The sequence below is a fragment of the Bacillus infantis genome (assembly GCF_050107595.1).
GTDB classification, from domain to species: Bacteria; Bacillota; Bacilli; order Bacillales; family Cytobacillaceae; genus Bacillus_AB; species Bacillus_AB infantis_C.
Genome location: NZ_JBNILH010000004.1, coordinates 274,603 through 290,110, shown reverse-complemented (window position 1 = coordinate 290,110; position 15,508 = coordinate 274,603). Strand labels below are relative to the sequence as shown.

The following is a 15,508-nucleotide window of genomic DNA, read 5'->3' as shown; positions in this document are numbered from 1 at the left end:
GAGCTGCTTTCAATGCAAATTCCAAGTTAAGCGGAATTTTTCCGTCTATTATGAGGTCGGGTATCACAGATCATATACAAAATAACATGGTGATTACTTTGCTAATCACCATGCTTTTTACTACGTTGTTTTACTGTTTTTGCGCTATATAGGAGGATCCATTACCCGATTAGTTGAGGAAGGATTTTTATTAGTTTTTTGCATTATATGTAGAATCATTCAAAAAATATGCTGAATAACCTTATTTATATGTAGGAAAATATATTAAACACTTATCAGCATGTATGGTGACTGCAAAAACACCAAAAAAAGAACCGCTTTACGCGGTCCTTCCTGTACTAAAGCTTCTTCACTTCAATTCCTGTGTAGTAATGCTTTAGAATTTGGTCATATTTGTATCCGGCTTCCGCCATTCCGCGCGCTCCCCACTGGCTCATCCCCAGCAGGTGGCCCCAGCCATCTCCCTTAAAGGTGATTTTGTTGGGGGCGGTATTGACTAGCTCGCTGCCGCTTGATGTGCGTACACTCATATTCAGATCTTCCATATAGGCATCCGTGCCGTCGGCTTTTTTGATTTTATAACCGACAAGATGCGGAGCCTTCTGCACACTTCCATCTGCAAGTTTGATGGAAGCAGCTGAATCAGTATAAACATTGAATTTAATGCTCTTCAGCGAAATTCCGAATAAGGAACGATAGCGGTCCGGGGTTGCCGCATATTTAGGCGTCAGCAGGATGCTGTTATTTTCCTTGGTTGTTTTATTGTAGACAGTGGCCGCCATTTGGGTCGCGCCGCTGCTGGGGCCTCTTTCGACAACTTTCAGGCCTGTGAGGACCTGGTGCGCTGCAAGTCCCAGCTTCTGCTTCACAACTCCTGCCTGAGCGATGGATTCCCAGCCGTAATGGTAGTTGGCCGGCAGTTTGTCATACGGATCCTCAACCGCCCTCATATACGGAAGTTTGCTTGACCAGACATTTTCACTGTTCTCGGTGTATCCTCCAGAACTTGAATGGAAGTAGGCATCAATCGGCACATTATTATATGTGGCATAGATCCCGTTTGTTTCCTGTACCGCCTGGGTGCTTCTTGCCGATTCGGCTGTCTTTCCTCCGTACACCTGGCTGGAAACCGTCATTTCGAGATAGCCTGACTTGCTTGCCTGTACCTGCCTGTAAGCATAGCTCCGGGCGGCGACAGCCTGGGCCTTCAATGCTTCAAGCGACCAGCTGGCCGGCATTTCGCTTGGAACGACCCCTTTTAAGTAATTTTCCATATCTAATGTGTTGAAAAGCGTAAGCTGAGAGGTTCCTGGAACGATTTCAAAGGAACCGCGGTATGTCACTTTCTTTGCTCCTGAAGAAGTATTGATGGTCGAGACTGCAACCTCATTCGCTTCCTGGGACTGGATTTCATTCACTAAAAATCCTTTAGCGGATGTATAAGTTTTTTGATTGGATATGACAGTGGCTTTTCCGCTTTTCTGTTCAAAGGTAACCAGCGAAGTGAGCGGGACGAGTGTGTTGTCGTCCAGGTTCACAATTTGGTATTTACCGGAAATATTCAAAGAAAATTTGGCAGATGGTAACAATTTGACCTTTACCTGCGTCATATATGTGACAGGTTTCGCAGGAGCTGCGGCTTCGGCAGTCCCAGTGTTTGGCAGCAGTATAAAAAAGGCAATAATCATGAGAAGGAGAGGTGCTTTTTTCATCATCATACCAGCCTTAATTACTCTGTCCGTTTTTTAATTTTTCAACCTGAGACTCAAGTTCCTGAACTCTTTTCTCAAGGCTGTCCACCTTTTGGCTCAATGGGTTGATTTTAGACAGAACCCAATCCACGCTGGCAATTACTGGCTCGCCAGCAGCCATTGCTTTCGAACCGGAATAGAACGTAACCATAAGGCCAAGAGCTGCAGCCGACAAAATAAGCTTTCTTTTGATGTTTTTCACTTTTATCCCCCGATTTGTATGGTATAGTAACTCAATTATACCAAAAATACATATATCTGAGTTTATAATTTATAAATTTTGGGAAATCAGTAGAAATAATTCGAAATTGGAAGTAATATGTTGATAGATGATAGGAGCTATTCTCTATTTCCAATAAAATTGTAGTGTGCTATAATTCAATAGGAATTTGCATTTTAATAACTTGCTATCCTGCTTTATTCGTAAGCAGGCCGCGAATTGCTGGGAAAAATGAAGAATTGTGTAAAAAAGGCATTTTGTAAGCAGAGAAGAATGAATATACCTGTTTTTTCTGCCTGGATAAATGGGTATGATACTGTTAAGGAGGGTCTTAATGTTTTACTTGACCTTGATCATTTGTTTTATGGCATCAGTTCTGGTTACTCCACTCGTGAAAAAGCTTGCCTTTGTTATTGGTGCTACAGACAAGCCCAATCAGCGCAAAGTCCATCAAAAAATAATGCCCCGCCTTGGGGGATTAGCTATCTATATAAGCTTCATCATCGGCGTTCTCGTTCTTCAGCCTGAGAATCCGCATGAGATGAGCATCGTAGCCCCGCTTATTATCGGGAGCATCATTATCATCATTACCGGTGTCCTTGATGACATGATTGAATTGTCAGCAAAGGTAAAGCTGCTTGGCCAGATTGCGGCTGCCGTTATAGTAGTTGTGTGGGGCGGAATGGACATTGAGTTCATTAACCTTCCATTTGAAGGGCGCCTTGAAATGGGTGCATTCAGCATCCCGATGACGATCCTTTGGATTGTCGGCGTCACCAATGCAATCAATCTGATCGACGGCCTGGATGGCCTTGCCGCAGGCGTATCATCTATCGCGCTCATTACCATTTCAGGAATGGCTATGATTATGGGCAATGGATTCGTGGTTGCCATGGCAGGAATTGTCCTCGCCAGTACGCTCGGCTTCCTGATCTACAACTTCCATCCTGCCAAGATTTTCATGGGGGATACGGGGGCGCTTTTCCTTGGCTACATGATTGGAGTCTTATCACTGCTGGGATTCAAGAACATAACAGTGATTTCGTTCATCGTTCCTGTTATTATCCTCGGTGTACCGATTTCTGATACATTCTTTGCCATCATCCGCAGGATCGTGAATAAAAAGCCACTTTCTGCACCGGATAAATCGCATTTGCATCACTGCCTGCTCAGGCTTGGGTATACTCATCGCCAGACAGTGCTGATTATTTATGCAATGGCAGCCTTCTTCGGCCTGTCAGCTATTATCTTGTCCCAGGCTAAGATGTGGGGCGGTTTCATCTATATTGCCATCCTGCTGGTCATCATCGAAGTGTTTGTTGAGAAAATCGGACTGGTTGGAAAAGACTACAAACCGCTGTTAAAGAGCTATCACAAAATCAGATACTCAACAGTAAGGAACCGATAATAAGAATGAAAAAAGGGCATACTCGAAAGAGTGGCCCTTTTTTATATGGATTTATTTTGTGCTGCTTCCCATTGCTTGATTTTTCCTTCTATAAAAGAAATATACTTATTGTCCTTCTGCAGCTCAAAAATAATCAAAGATCTTTTCATATAAGATTTGGCCCTTTCATAATCGGCCTGCAGCTCATAATTATAGCCAATATGGTAATGAAGCTCCCCTAGAAGGAAGAGATCCTCGTTTTCAATGCACCATTGGATGGCTTCTTTGCAGTAGTCGATGGAAGACTTGAACCGATCGAGCCTAGTGAGTACACGTGCAGTATTGTAAAAGAGCCTTGTTTTAATGGAGACGTCTTGAATAAGGGGAAGTAAAGATAGCTGAACCCTGCCATGCTCATAAATTTCAAGGGCAGCTTCAAGCTTTTCCTCTTCAAAATAGATGATTCCTTTGCTGATGGCTATCTCTATTTCTCTCTCGGTCCATACTTTGTCATGCGTCAGCTCGACAGCATGGTCAAAATAAACTAATGCAGAGGAGACATCTTTATCTAAATAATATGAAGCAATCCCTTTATGCCATAAAAGTAATTGTAAATTTCTCCTGTTATGAGCAAAAAGAGGATTCTTTTCTTCTGTTTTTACTATTTGCTTAATTTCATCATAATAGAACTTTCTCCTTGCAATTTTTAATTGCTGACTGACTTCTTTTACATAATCGAGCCGTGGGGTTGTTCCGATATCAAAAAAGTAGTTGACATCAACTCCCAGCCGCTGTGAAATTAAATAAAGAGTTGAGGCATAAGGATATACATCTCCTTTTTCAATTTTACTGATCTGTGCCTGGGTACATATTTCTGCAGCAAGCTCTTTTTGAGATAATCCCAACAATTTTCTGAGTTCCTTTATCTTACTCCCGATAGCCGAAAAATCCATGTAAATGCTCCCCCTAAATATTCCTACAATTATATTTTTTTTTAGCAATAGTCTAAATATAGAGATTAAATAGGAAAAACTAAGTATAATAGGCTGAAATAATAAATATGCAACATTTAATTTTGTGGTTAAATAGAACTGGAAGAACAAATAAGATTCAAAAATATAAGGAGGGCTTATTCCCATGAAAAAACGTTTATTTGCTGTAATTGCAGCTCTAACTCTAATTCTAGGTGTAGGTGTTGCTGCTAACGCGGGCAATAACAGCGGAGGTCCAATCCATACTCTTGAACTTCCTTCTATCCACTGATTGCATCCCCCCATTTCTTAACAATAAATCTCTCGAACTGCCCTACCAAACTAGGGTGGTTCTTTTTTATTTCCATTTTAACATACTAAAGAAAAAATATGCTTATAGTTATATTTTTCTTCGTTTTGTTATTGCTTTAACAGGAAATGGAGCTGCAATAGGTTTAAATAACCGTATATACGAATTTCAAGTGATTTTTGGGTCTGTTATAGTATAGAAAACACTTGAAAGAGGTGTCCTATGGAACGTGAGCTGGATATGCAAATTTTGCCGTCTTTTTGTGATGAAGAATGTGCCATTGTCTTTTCGTTTCAGTTCAAGGCCAGGCAGCAAAAAATTGGTGAAGCTGTCATTTATACTTGCTCAGGGGAACAGCAGGATCAGGACACAAAACAACTTTCATCAGGATATACACTGAGAACAGAATATACAGAAGGATTTCCTGTGAATAATATTGCGTACATCAGGGAATTTTCCGTTATGGAGGAGTACAAGCAGAAGTCATACAGAGATCTGCTTGATTTTTTGAAGGTTATTGGTATAAAAGATTGCATCTATGAGGCGGGTTCATGGATAGGGGAGCTGCAAGCTTTGGCTGAGGGATGAGGATCCTCTCCGGCAAAAATAAAAACGTCCTGACTGTGAACAGTAGGACGTTTTTTGAAAAGAATTAATAGCCATCTTCTTCGCTGCTGCTGCCGGCATCATAATCCGCGGCATCCGCATCGCCTTCACTTAGGGCATCTGCAGGGGCATCCGGATTATAATCCAGGTGTGATTTGAGAGTTTGCTTCACTTCCTCCAATGATGTCTGATCCAGCTGATAATAGTAGCCGGTATCTGTCCAATCATCGCTTCCTGCAAGGGTCAATGTTTCAATGTCAAGGCCGGTGCCGGCTGTGGCATAATCGATGAATGATTTCATTTCATCAAAAGACAGGTCGGTTGCCATATTATCTCCGACCGCTTCCATCACATCGCCATATTTGGTCAGCCCTTTGGCGGAAACGGCTTTGTTCATGATGGCCTTCAGGATTTCCTGCTGCCTCTTGCCGCGTTCGATGTCATTGTCCTGCTTTCTCGTCCTTGCCAGGGCAAGTGCTTCTTCTCCGTCCAGCTGCTGGAGGCCTGGCTGCAGGTTGATGGCATGGTTGTTGTCATGGGAGTCTTTTTCGCTTAGTGCATAAGGGACTTCTACATCAATGCCGCCAAGTGCGTCTACAACATCGATGAAGGCATTGAAATTCATTTTCACATAATAGTCGATCGGGATATCAAGCAGCCCTTCAACTGTTTCAATAGTGGACGGGACCCCGCCTTTTGCATGGGCATGCGTGATTTTGTCATTATAGCCGACAGAAGGGATATACACGTTTGAATCCCTTGGAATGCTTAATAGTTTTACAGATTTGGCTTTCTCATTAAAGGTTGCCACCATCAGGGCATCTGAACGTGAACTCTCCTGATAGTTGCGGACATCGCTGTCATCAACTCCGATGAAAAGGAGTGAGATGTTATCGATATCGGGATCGACCGGCTTCTCCCTTTTAGCTGATGTCCTTTCAACTGGCTGATAGGACTTGCCGGCGACATCCTGGGCCTTATTATAAAGAAAGGCTGCATAAGAAGTGGCGCCAAGAACGAGAACAAGCAGCGGGACAACAATCCATAGAAAGATCCTGCGGCGCTTTTTTCTCTTTTTCTGGACTTTATATACTTGTCTATTAGCAGACATCATTTTTCTCCTTTTGGTTAAAAGTTAATATGTGATAATTGGACATTTTTCAACAAATAAACCAAACTTAATTTTACAATCTTTTTGGCAGTTCGTAAAATGAATTTTTCACGAAGAGTCTATTTTTTATTGAGGAACTTCTTCTTCCAGGTAGAGGCTGGAACCTTCTGATATATCAGCTTGCCCGTTGGTCAGCTCTGTCATCCAATCGCTGAAGATAGCAGTCTTTCCTTCTTCTGCATATGTTTCGAATTCAACAGAATCAAGATAGTGGATTTCCTTGATGGGATAGACGGAGGAGCGGAGCTCATTTTCCAGCTTCCCAAGCCATGTGTATTCTACTTTTGTATGCATAACGCGCATAAGCCTTCTTTCAACGATACCGGCGGCCGCTATCCCTTCCGAGGCCGACTTGCCATAGGCACGGATAAGCCCGCCTGCTCCTAATTTTATTCCGCCGAAGTATCTTGTTATGACTGCAGCGGTATCTTTCAGGTCCTTTTTTTTCAGAACCTCCAGGATTGGGACCCCGGCCGTTCCGCTCGGCTCGCCATCGTCATTGGCCTTCTGAATCTGGTTATTCTCGCCGATCAGGTAAGCCGAGCAATTGTGTGTAGCGGTGCTGTGCTTTTTTTTGATCATTTGGATGAACTGCTGTGCTTCTTCTTCGGTTTCAGCCCTGGCTATATGTGCGATGAAGCGTGATTTTTGAATAATGATTTCGTGCTCTCCGTAATCCTTGACTGTTCTATAGTATGAAAGCATGTAAAAAGCTCCTTTCCTCAATCAGAAATCATATTGATTGAATAGAGTCTATCGCAAAGTTCATTATAAAGCGACAAAATGCCGAAGCTGTGTTTTTCATTTTATTGTAATCAAACTTTAATATAGGTGTATTTATTGCATGGTATAATGAAAATGTTATTCAAAAGAGCAAAAATGCTATTTGAGAATAGTATTTTGGGATTGTTTTTAAGCGGTTTTTCTGTTAAATAGCAGAAAGATTGTCAAAATATGCTGTTTAAATCATTTTCATCTAGGATATAAGACTTAGGAAGAAAATACAAGACTATGCCAAATTACCGAATTTTTCATTAATTTCCATGGTTTTCATAGATTACAGATAGAATAACCTGTCGATTCACGCTAAAATAGTGAAAGACATCGGTAGGGGTTACATAGCAGCGGCACGGGCTGAACCCATCTGCAGCAGATCTGTATATACGGAGCTGTCAGGTCATTCGTTTTCACTCCTGGGGGAATAATGATGAAGAAAAGATTTGATACAAAAACACTTGATTTTATACTGGAAAAAATGATAGAAACTGTCGACAGCAGCAAGGATGAAATTTTCAGGATTGGCGAGCAGTGCAGAAAAGACTACGAGACACTGGCTGATGAACTAAAAGCCGTAAAAGAAATGGTAGTCCGGACAATCGAAGAGGGCGATCAGCTTGAAGGGCAAACGAGATTTGCCAGAAAGAGGCTCTCTGAGGTCAGCATGCATTTCAAGGACTATACTGAACTGGAAGTAAGGGAGGCCTATGAAAAGGCCCATAAACTCCAGATGGAATTGTCTATGAACCGTCAGGCCGAGAAACAGCTGCGGGACCGCAGGGATGATATCGAAAGAAGGCTCATGGGTCTGACTGAGACGATTGAAAGAGCGGAAAACCTTGTTTCCCAGATCAATGTGGTCATGGATTACCTGATGAGTGACTTGAAGCAGATGGGTGAAGTCCTGGAAGATGCAAAGCTGAAGCAGGATTTTGGACTGAAAATCATTGGTGCCCAGGAGGAAGAGCGGAAAAGGCTGTCAAGGGAAATTCATGACGGACCGGCCCAGATGATGGCAAATGTCATGATGCGTTCAGATCTGGTAGAACGGATCTACCGTGAAAGGGGAGCGGATGAAGCTCTGGGAGAAATCCGCAGCCTGAAAAAAATGGTCCGCAATGCCCTCTATGAAGTGCGCAGGATCATCTATGATCTGCGTCCCATGGCATTGGATGACCTTGGCCTTGTCCCTACGCTCAAAAAATATCTTCAGACAATCGAAGAGTATCATAACAGCACCAGCATCACTTTCCAGAATATTGGAGAGGATAAAAGGCTTCCGCCTAAATACGAAGTGGCTCTTTTCAGGATGATCCAGGAATCGGTCCAGAATGCATTGAAGCATGCGGAAGCGAGGGAAATACAAGTCAAGCTTGAAATTAAGAAATCAAATGCTATAGCTGTTATAAAGGATAACGGCAAAGGCTTTGATATAAATGAGAAAAAAGATGAATCGTTTGGCCTCATAGGCATGAGGGAGAGAGTTGAATTACTCGAGGGGCAGCTGTCGATAGATTCAAAGTTTAATACTGGGACAGTTGTGCTTATCCAGATTCCTTTAAACCAATGAAGCCTGTAAAAATGCTGTACACAAAAATAGATAAACACATACCGGAGATTTAGGGAGGCGTAACAATGACTACAAAAATCGTCATTATTGATGACCATCAGCTGTTTAGAGAAGGGGTAAAGCGAATTCTGGATTTCGAAAGGACATTCGAGGTTGTAGCCGAGGGGGACGACGGCAATGAAGCTGTCGGACTGGTAGAGGAATATAATCCCGATGTTGTCATCATGGATATCAATATGCCGACAATCAACGGTGTGGAGGCGACAAAGCAGTTAGTTGAAAAATATCCGGATGCAAAGGTCATCATCCTTTCCATCCATGATGATGAAAACTATGTAACACATGCCCTGAAAACTGGAGCAAGCGGCTACCTGCTGAAGGAAATGGATGCCGATGCCCTTGTGGAAGCGGTCAAAGTGGTCGCTGACGGTGGCTCTTACCTGCATCCGAAAGTAACTCATAATCTTGTAAAAGAATACCGCCGCCTGGCATCTGACGAAACCGGCAGCGGAGAAGGATATACACAGGTGGAAATCCGCCGTCCGCTTCATCTGCTGACCCGCCGGGAATGCGAAGTCCTTCAGCTCCTGGCTGACGGAAAAAGCAACCGCGGCATCGGTGAAGCACTGTTCATCAGTGAAAAAACAGTTAAAAACCATGTGAGCAATATTCTGCAGAAAATGAATGTGAACGACCGTACCCAGGCAGTTGTTGTAGCCATCAAAAACGGCTGGGTGGAAGTAAGATAATGAAGGCACGCTTCGGCGTGCTTTTTTGTATGGGAAGAAAAATCTGCGGAGTGGTGCAGGTACATATTTTGTTTAAGCCTGCTTAAGAGAAGGTCCCTGCTGAGTCAGACAGATTAGCTTCATAAGTCCCGAAAGAGGTCGCGTTTGTCATTTTAATGTAATGCAAAAGTATTTAAATAATTGTTTACAATTTATGTAATTGTGTGTTAAATATAGGATAAAAGTATTGGATGGAGGTTTTGCTAAATTATGTCCAGCCTGCTGCTTTTATCAGATGAGAATTTGTTCAAAGTTTTTGAAGATGCTCTGGTGTGCAATGTAGACACTGACTTTATTGAACTGATTGCCGATGAAATCAACCGGAGGCAGCTTTCGCATCTTCTGCCAATGGCCTCTACTTATTAATAGTCTTACAGGCTGCCCCTTTTATTGATGCTTCCCCTAATACCATGCTATTTTTCTCCCTAGGATTTTACCTTGTTTTCATATAAAATATAAATTGGACATATATGTAGAGAAAAAACAAAGGATGGTACTCTTTATATGAGAACAGCCGTAGTAACAGACAGTACTGCTTACATCCCGAAGGATCTGCGGGATCGACTGAACATACATATGATCCCTCTCAGTGTTATATTCGGAAATGAAACATACGAGGAAGAGGTAGAAATTACAGCAGAAGCATTTTATGAAGAAGTGAAGCATAAGGAGCTCCCGACGACCTCACAGCCGTCTACGGGCCAATTCGTGAAGCTGTTTGAAAAATTAGCGGCCGACTATGATGCTGTCATCAGCATCCATCTGTCGAGCGGCATCAGCGGCACCTATCAGGGAGCCGTCACAGCAGGCAGTATGGTCGAAGGGATAAAGGCTTATCCGTTCGATTCCGAAATCAGCTGCATGGTCCAGGGCTTTTATGTCATTGAAGCGGCAGAAATGGCAGCGGAAGGAAGGGACCCGCAGGACATCATGGCACGTCTGGAGGAAATGAAGAATTCAGTCCGGGCCTACTTCATGGTCGACGACCTTTCCCACCTCCAGCGCGGCGGCCGTCTTTCAAGCGCCCAGGCACTGATCGGAAGCCTGCTTCAAGTTAAGCCGCTCCTTCATTTCCAGGACAAGGTCATCGTGCCATTTGAAAAAATCCGCACACGCAAAAAAGCGATGAAGCGGATTGCCGACCTTCTTGGCGATGCTGCTGCCGGCGGCGGTGAATACCGTGCCGTCATCATCCACGCGAACCGCGAGCAGGAAGCCTATGACTGGAAAGCAGAGCTTGAAAAAGAGCTGCCGAACGTCGAATTTATGATCGGCTATTTCGGCCCGGTCATCGGCACGCATCTAGGCGAAGGGTCTATGGGGCTTGGTTGGTATAAGAAATAAAAAATGCCGCTCCGGATTTATCGGAGCGGCTAGTTTTACTTTGTTAGTGCATCAGTCAGGTTAGGCACAATTTGCTTTTTACGTGAAACAACACCCTGCAGGACAGCCTTGTCATCCGCAAGCACCACATTGAATGCTTTCTCGACAGCAGCTGTTTCCTTACCGAGCGCAAGCGCTACAGAATCGTTCGTCAGGATATTCGTTGCAACAAACAGGAACAGATCCAGTCCTTTTTCCTCGATCGTGCTGTTAATTACCGCGCGCAATTCCTCTTCCATCGCAAACACATCGTTTGTATCAACGGCGTTCACCTGCGCCACTTCCACTTTAGCAGAACCCATCTGGAATTCCTTCGCATCCAGGCTGACAAGCTGTGCAGCAGACTTATCGCTAAGGTCAGCACCAGCCTTCAGCATTTCAAGGCCATACTCTTCCGCATCAACGCCAGCGATTTCTGCAAGCTCATGTGCCGCTTTCACATCTTCGTCCGTGCAAGTCGGTGATTTGAACAGAAGGGAGTCAGAAATGATTGCAGACAGCATCAGGCCAGCGATATTTTGCGGTATGCTCTTTCCGTTTTCCTTGTACATTTTATTCAGAATCGTAGCAGTACAGCCGACAGGCTCGCAGCGATAGTACAAAGGATCACTTGTTTCAAAGTTAGCGATACGGTGGTGGTCGATAACCTCAGCCACACGCACATTCTCGATTCCGTCCGCACTCTGCTGGCGCTCGTTGTGGTCTACAAGGATAACTGTCTGCGCTTCATCAGCCGCATTGCTGATCAGGCGGGGAGCTTCAGCGTTGAACTTTGTCAGCGCATGCTGAGTTTCGCCGTTGATTTCACCAAGTCGCACAGCTTCAACTTCCTGACCAAGCTGCGTCTTCAGGTCTGCATAGGCCAAGGCTGAGCAGATTGTGTCTGTATCTGGGTTTTTATGTCCGAAAATTAATGTTTTTTCCATATGTAAATCTCCTTTTTAGGTGGATTCTTCATGGTTTATTATAGAGGAAATGTTGGGGGGAATCTAGGGGGAGAGTTTGGGGTTGTGGGGGCGGTTGGGCGGTATTTGGGGTGGAGTATACTGTGGAGTGGGGGAGTTGCGGTTTGAGGAGGGGTGCTGCTGATAAAAGAGGGGGGCCAAAAAGGGAGTTGCTAATATATTGGGGAAGCTGCTAGTAAATACTGAAAGTTGCTAGTATATGGGGAAAGTTGCTAATAAAAGAGAAAAGTTGCTAATAAATCGGGGAAGTTGCTAATAAGAGGGGAAGGCGGCATCTCGCGGTGAAGATAGCTGAAAGCCGAGGTCGCAAATATATCGGGAAAGTCGCAAATAAAAGCTTGAACTCGCAAATAAAATGAAAAAGTCGCAAATAAAACTCAAAACTCGCAAACATATCCAAAATCCCGCAAATAAACAGGAAAGGATGATTAGCTTTGAAGTTCAAAATCCAAGAAGGGCGCCTCATCCAGGACCCAAATGGCACACCAATCTCCAAACTGGCTGAAATTCCGGCCATTCCGCTTAATCCAGCCTTCAAACCGGACCAAAAACTGGCCGAAATGCTCACCGGCAAGCAGCTCCTCGCAGACGAAATCCCCTTCACATCAAAAGAAATCGACCAGCACTACCAAAACGGCCACCTCATCTACCGCCCAGGCATCCTCCTCACCGGCAAAAAGCCCCAATGTGCCCGATGCGGCAATACACACTCTCACCTTTTCGCCAAATTCCCCTGCGCCCGCTGCGGCGAAGATTGCCTTTACTGCCGGAGCTGCATTATGATGGGCCGGGTCAGCACCTGCACTCCGCTCATCAGCTGGCAGGGCCCGCAGCCAGTCCTTCTCACACCAAACATCTATCTCAATTGGCCAGGCGAACTTTCCCCAGGACAGCAGGCTGCCTCGGACCTAACAATAACAGCAATCCAGCAAAACAAAGAACTCTTAATATGGGCCGTTTGCGGCGCGGGAAAAACCGAGGTGCTGTTCGCAGGCATCAGCCATGCCCTCCAAGCCGGCAAAAGAGTCTGCTTCGCCACACCCCGGACAGATGTGGTACTTGAGCTCACCCCACGCCTGAAAAAAGTATTCCCTGAAATAAATGTAGCTTCCCTCTACGGCGGCAGCGAGGATCGCCATCTTTATGCCCCGCTCACCATCGCTACGACCCACCAGCTGTTCCGATTCCGGCAGGCATTCGACACTGTCATCCTGGACGAGGTTGACGCTTTCCCTTATTCGGTTGACACAGGCCTGCAATACGCCGTACAGCAGGCAAGAAAGCCGGAGTCATCCATGATCTATCTCACCGCCACACCAAACCAGAAATGGCAAAAAGACTGCTTCTCCGGAAAGAAAGATTACATTACTATCCCGGCCCGCTACCACCGCCATCCGCTTCCTGTCCCGGAATACCGCTGGTGCGGAAATTGGGAGAACCTTTTAAAAAAAGGCCGCCTGCCCTCTCCGGTCATCAGCTGGATCAGCCGCCGCATCCAAACCTCCAAACAGATCCTCCTGTTTTTCCCACGCATCGACATCATGGAAGCCGCATTGCCCCTAACACAAAAACTCCACCAACAGACCGATTCCGTCCATGCCGGGGACCCGGACCGCAAAACTAAAATCCAAAAAATGCGCAATAAAGAAACACAGATCCTCCTAACCACCACCATCCTCGAAAGAGGCGTAACGTTTCCGAATATCGACGCAGCTGTCATTGGCGCCGACCACCACGTATTTACCGAAAGCGCTCTGGTCCAAATCTCCGGCCGGGTTGGCAGGAGTGCCGATTATCCCCGCGGCACCATCACCTTTTTCCACTTCGGCAAAACAGAAGAAATGATTAAAGCCAAAAATCAGATCATGAGAATGAACAGGGAAGCTAAACGAAGGGGGCTGATTATGTATGAATCTTTTCCCCGCTGACTATTGCCTGATTTGCCACTCAGAGATTGAGCAGGAAATCGGCTGGGTTAAGCTGCTGCTGAGAACCGGGAAACAAGTGGTGTGTTCTGAATGCAGGGGGAAGCTGCAATTGATTGAAGGAGAGCGCTGCCTTGTCTGCGGCAGGCCCTTTGCCGGAATGGATCCGCTTTTTATAAAAGAAAAGCAGTGCCTGGATTGTGTCAGGTGGGAGAAATCCCCTGAGTGGAAAGAAGTTCTGAGGAAAAACACTTCACTATATGAGTATAATGCGTTCATGCAGGAAGTAATGGCCCGCTATAAGTATAGGGGGGATTACGCGCTGGCCGCAGTCTTTGCGGATGAACTCAGAAAGGTGCTCGGCAAAGAGAAGCCTGACTATATAGTGCCGATTCCGCTGAGCGAAAAGCGCCTCTGCGAAAGAGGCTTTAACCAGACAGAGGCCCTGATCAAAACAGCCGGCTATTTTCCTTCCAGCCTCCTCGTTCGGACGCACTCTGAAAAGCAGTCAAAGAAAACAAGGAATGAGCGAATCTACCTTCAGCAGGTATTCGGTTTGAAAGAAGAAACCGGTCTCCTTTCTAAACATATCCTTCTAATTGACGATATTTATACCACAGGATCAACTTTACGGCATGCCGCCATTATCCTTAAACAGCAAGGAGCAGAAAGCATCAGCTCCATCACCATTGCAAGGGGATAAAAAATGTTCAAAAAAATGGCATTTCTTTCAGGCATGCTGCAGGCTATAATGTAAGTAAAACTGCAATTGGAAATGTGAGGGAGCAAGAAGTGGCTGAATTATCAAACTGTCCTAACTGCGGCGAGTTATTTGTGCGGAATCAATTCCGTGAAGTGTGCCAAAGCTGCTGGAAGGATGAAGAAAAGGCATTTGAAACGGTTTACCAGTACATCCGTAAACGGGAAAACCGGGCTGCGACGATAGTCCAGGTAGAAGATGCCACAAATGTAGATGAAGACCTGATCTTAAAATTCATCAGGACGGGAAGGCTGAAAATCACCCAATTCCCTAATCTTGGCTATCCATGCGATAAATGCGGGGCCATTATCCGTGAAGGCAAGCTGTGCACAAAATGCAAGGATTCTCTGATTAAAGGCATCAATGCCCACAATGAGGAAGAAGAGCGCAAACGCGAGCGGGCTGAAAGAGAGAAAAATAGTACCTATTTTTCTTGTGAACCAAAGGAACAATAGCCGTAACTTCTAGGCTGTATGAACTATTCATACAGCTTTTCAGCATTTTTTCAATGTAATTTTTACTAATTTGTGCGTATTGTTTAAAGTTTAGGCCGTTATGGCCGATAATAGAGGTAAAGACAATTGGCTTGGCAAGAAAGAGAGGGAAAAATAATGAAGATCAATCAGAATTTCGGAGCTTCAGGAATCAACCCGTACAAACGCCAGTTAAACAACATGGATAACCAAAGCAAAGAAACGAAGAAAACAGATAAAGTGGAAATCTCATCTGCGGCCAAGGAAATGCAGCAGGTCTCCCAGCTGACGGCGAAACGCCAGGCGAAAGTGGAAGAACTGAAGCTTCAGGTGCAGAACGGAACGTACCAAGTGGACGCAAAAGAAACGGCGAAAAGCATCCTAAAATTTTATGGCAAAGAATAAAATCAATACACTTCTGTATTGATTTTTCTTTTATACCGGATTCCGC

At 44.7% G+C, this 15,508-nt stretch carries 16 protein-coding genes; 10 read left to right on the top strand and 6 right to left on the bottom strand.

Annotated elements, in window-relative coordinates; translation table 11 throughout:
- Nucleotides 1–338: 338 nt before the first annotated feature.
- Both ACQCVH_RS10760 and ACQCVH_RS10755 read right to left on the bottom strand, forming a co-directional pair.
- On the bottom strand, nt 339–1,712 hold the full coding sequence (locus tag ACQCVH_RS10760) for a SpoIID/LytB domain-containing protein (protein WP_426835657.1): 1,374 nt from the start codon (nt 1,710–1,712) through the stop codon (nt 339–341).
- A gap of 13 nt (nt 1,713–1,725) precedes the next feature.
- Complete coding sequence (locus ACQCVH_RS10755; RefSeq protein WP_426835656.1) at nt 1,726–1,953, bottom strand: hypothetical protein; 228 nt, start codon at nt 1,951–1,953, stop codon at nt 1,726–1,728.
- A gap of 352 nt (nt 1,954–2,305) precedes the next feature.
- On the opposite strand from ACQCVH_RS10755, the gene ACQCVH_RS10750 reads away from it, so the two are divergent.
- Entirely contained in the window at nt 2,306–3,379 is a 1,074-nt protein-coding gene (locus tag ACQCVH_RS10750) for a glycosyltransferase family 4 protein (protein ID WP_426835655.1), read from the top strand.
- Nucleotides 3,380–3,420: 41 nt separating this feature from the next.
- Here ACQCVH_RS10750 and ACQCVH_RS10745 read toward each other — a convergent pair whose 3' ends face one another.
- Entirely contained in the window at nt 3,421–4,635 is a 1,215-nt protein-coding gene (locus ACQCVH_RS10745; protein WP_426835654.1) for a helix-turn-helix domain-containing protein, read from the bottom strand.
- Nucleotides 4,636–4,861: 226 nt separating this feature from the next.
- On the opposite strand from ACQCVH_RS10745, the gene ACQCVH_RS10740 reads away from it, so the two are divergent.
- The gene (locus ACQCVH_RS10740; protein WP_426835653.1) at nt 4,862–5,227 is read left to right on the top strand and encodes a hypothetical protein; all 366 of its coding nucleotides are present in this window, start codon (nt 4,862–4,864) and stop codon (nt 5,225–5,227) included.
- Between the two features lie 64 nt (nt 5,228–5,291).
- Here ACQCVH_RS10740 and ACQCVH_RS10735 read toward each other — a convergent pair whose 3' ends face one another.
- Nucleotides 5,292–6,356, bottom strand: coding sequence for an LCP family protein (locus ACQCVH_RS10735; RefSeq protein ID WP_426835652.1), 1,065 nt, complete (start codon nt 6,354–6,356; stop codon nt 5,292–5,294).
- Between the two features lie 126 nt (nt 6,357–6,482).
- Nucleotides 6,483–7,121 carry a YigZ family protein gene (locus ACQCVH_RS10730; RefSeq protein WP_426835651.1) on the bottom strand — a complete coding sequence of 213 codons (639 nt, stop codon included), beginning with the start codon at nt 7,119–7,121 and terminating at the stop codon, nt 6,483–6,485.
- A 499-nt stretch (nt 7,122–7,620) separates the two neighbouring features.
- On the opposite strand from ACQCVH_RS10730, the gene ACQCVH_RS10725 reads away from it, so the two are divergent.
- The 4 genes from ACQCVH_RS10725 to ACQCVH_RS10710 all read left to right on the top strand — a co-directional run bounded on the left by ACQCVH_RS10725 (nt 7,621) and on the right by ACQCVH_RS10710 (nt 10,895).
- Nucleotides 7,621–8,763 (top strand): sensor histidine kinase, encoded by a 1,143-nt coding sequence (locus tag ACQCVH_RS10725; protein ID WP_426835650.1) that lies wholly within the window; start codon nt 7,621–7,623, stop codon nt 8,761–8,763.
- Nucleotides 8,764–8,828: 65 nt separating this feature from the next.
- On the top strand, nt 8,829–9,512 hold the full coding sequence (locus tag ACQCVH_RS10720; protein WP_426835649.1) for a response regulator: 684 nt from the start codon (nt 8,829–8,831) through the stop codon (nt 9,510–9,512).
- Between the two features lie 249 nt (nt 9,513–9,761).
- Nucleotides 9,762–9,917 (top strand): sporulation histidine kinase inhibitor Sda, encoded by a 156-nt coding sequence (locus ACQCVH_RS10715; protein WP_426835648.1) that lies wholly within the window; start codon nt 9,762–9,764, stop codon nt 9,915–9,917.
- A 138-nt stretch (nt 9,918–10,055) separates the two neighbouring features.
- Nucleotides 10,056–10,895 carry a DegV family protein gene (locus ACQCVH_RS10710; RefSeq protein ID WP_426835647.1) on the top strand — a complete coding sequence of 280 codons (840 nt, stop codon included), beginning with the start codon at nt 10,056–10,058 and terminating at the stop codon, nt 10,893–10,895.
- 35 nt (nt 10,896–10,930) lie between these two features.
- On the opposite strand, the gene ACQCVH_RS10705 is transcribed toward ACQCVH_RS10710, so the two are convergent.
- Entirely contained in the window at nt 10,931–11,860 is a 930-nt protein-coding gene (locus ACQCVH_RS10705; RefSeq protein WP_426835646.1) for a manganese-dependent inorganic pyrophosphatase, read from the bottom strand.
- 473 nt (nt 11,861–12,333) lie between these two features.
- On the opposite strand from ACQCVH_RS10705, the gene ACQCVH_RS10700 reads away from it, so the two are divergent.
- From ACQCVH_RS10700 to flgM, 4 genes are all read left to right on the top strand, one after another.
- Complete coding sequence (locus tag ACQCVH_RS10700) at nt 12,334–13,827, top strand: ATP-dependent helicase ComFA (protein ID WP_426835645.1); 1,494 nt, start codon at nt 12,334–12,336, stop codon at nt 13,825–13,827.
- Nucleotides 13,808–14,527: a ComF family protein gene (locus tag ACQCVH_RS10695; RefSeq protein ID WP_426835644.1), complete on the top strand. Its 720-nt coding sequence runs from the start codon at nt 13,808–13,810 to the stop codon at nt 14,525–14,527. Before ACQCVH_RS10700 ends, ACQCVH_RS10695 begins: the two co-directional genes overlap by 20 nt.
- 89 nt (nt 14,528–14,616) lie before the next feature.
- Nucleotides 14,617–15,039, top strand: coding sequence for a TIGR03826 family flagellar region protein (locus tag ACQCVH_RS10690; RefSeq protein ID WP_426835643.1), 423 nt, complete (start codon nt 14,617–14,619; stop codon nt 15,037–15,039).
- Nucleotides 15,040–15,195: 156 nt separating this feature from the next.
- Nucleotides 15,196–15,462 carry a flagellar biosynthesis anti-sigma factor FlgM gene (gene flgM / locus ACQCVH_RS10685; protein ID WP_426835642.1) on the top strand — a complete coding sequence of 89 codons (267 nt, stop codon included), beginning with the start codon at nt 15,196–15,198 and terminating at the stop codon, nt 15,460–15,462.
- The last annotated feature ends 46 nt before the right edge of the window (nt 15,463–15,508 follow it).